The following is a 1,461-nucleotide window of genomic DNA, read 5'->3' as shown; positions in this document are numbered from 1 at the left end:
ATATTCAGATAAATAGAGATATGAAAAGGCCGTCTGAAAACTTTCAGACGGCCTTTTGTTTTATTTGCTTTGAGAATCAATCAAGCAAGATTATTTTTCAGCTTCTTCAAAGCCGACGACTTCGAGGCCGAAGCCGGTGAGGCCGGTGAAGGATGACGGCTGGCCGAGGACGCGCAGTTTTTTGACGTTGAGGCCGGCGAGGATTTGTGCGCCTATGCCGTAGCTTTTGCTGTCCCATTTGTAGGCTTGGTTTGCGCCTTTGGGCAGGGTGCGGTCGAGTAGAGTAGCGCCGTCTTCGGTACGGTGTAGGAGGATGACTACGCCGCTTTCGGCTTGTTGGATGCGCTCAAGGGCTTTGGGCAATGACCATGAATGGCGCGGGTTGGCTTGGATGAAGTCCATTACGCTGAAGGGTTCGTGGACGCGGACAAGGGTTTCTTCGTCGGCGGTTGGTGTGCCTTTGACGAGGGCGAGGTGGGTTTCGCCGGAGAGTTTGTCGACGTAAACGTGTTGTTGGAACTCGCCCCACGGGGTTTGTACGGGTGAGTTACCCATGTCTTCGAGCAGGCTTTCGGTGCGGCTGCGGTATTCGATGAGGTCGGTAATGGTGCCGATTTTGAGGTTGTGTTCTTCGGAGAACTTCATCAGTTCGGGCATACGCGCCATGGTGCCGTCGTCGTTGATGATTTCGCAGATGACGGCGGCGGGAATCAGACCGTTCATTTGTGCCAGGTCAACGCCGGCTTCTGTGTGTCCGGCGCGGACGAGTACGCCGCCTTTTTGGGCGCGCAGTGGGAAGATGTGGCCGGGTTGGACGATGTCTTCTGGTTTGGCGGATGGGGAAACGGCGGTTTGAATGGTCAGGGCGCGGTCGGCGGCGGAAATGCCGGTGGTAATGCCGTGGGCGGCTTCGATGGAGACGGTAAAGTTAGTGCCGTATTGTGCGCCGTTTTTCTGGGTCATCATGGGCAGGCCGAGTTTTTCGACCATTTCGCCGTCCATCGGCAGGCAGACCAAGCCGCGTGCGTTTTTGATCATGAAGTTGATGGCTTCTGGGGTAACGAATTGGGCGGCCATCAGCAAGTCGCCTTCGTTTTCGCGGTCTTCGGCATCGGTGATGATGACCATTTTGCCGGCTTTGATGTCTGCTAGGATTTCGGGGATGGTGGAGATGTGGTACATGGTATTTCTTTCTTGGCTGATGGTGGGGGTGTGGCGGTCTTGGTGGTCTTGATCCAGCCACATGTCAGGCATATTGGCTGCCTGCTCGATTTTTCGGGCTTTTTTCTCGCCGAAAGATTTGTTTTTCAGCAGTGCGGACAGCTCGCCTTGGTTGATGGCGATGGCTTGGGCAAACTTGGTCTGCTGGCCGTTGTGGTGTTGTGTTATCCATTGCCGCAGGTTGTGGCGGCGCAGGTCGGTGGTGTTCATGATGAGATGGAATTGAATTGTGTGTAATGG

At 54.9% G+C, this 1,461-nt stretch carries 1 protein-coding gene; it reads right to left on the bottom strand.

The features are described from left to right. Nucleotides 1-90 precede the first annotated feature (90 nt). Nucleotides 91-1,431 carry a bifunctional 3,4-dihydroxy-2-butanone-4-phosphate synthase/GTP cyclohydrolase II gene (ribBA, locus tag ACTHUT_RS20535; RefSeq protein WP_284675694.1) on the bottom strand — a complete coding sequence of 447 codons (1,341 nt, stop codon included), beginning with the start codon at nt 1,429-1,431 and terminating at the stop codon, nt 91-93. Between the last annotated feature and the right edge of the window lie 30 nt (nt 1,432-1,461).

It is taken from the genome of Neisseria sp. P0022.S010 (genome assembly GCF_051956635.1).
Note: the sequence above shows the minus strand (reverse complement) of the source record. Positions and strands in the feature narration are given on the sequence as shown.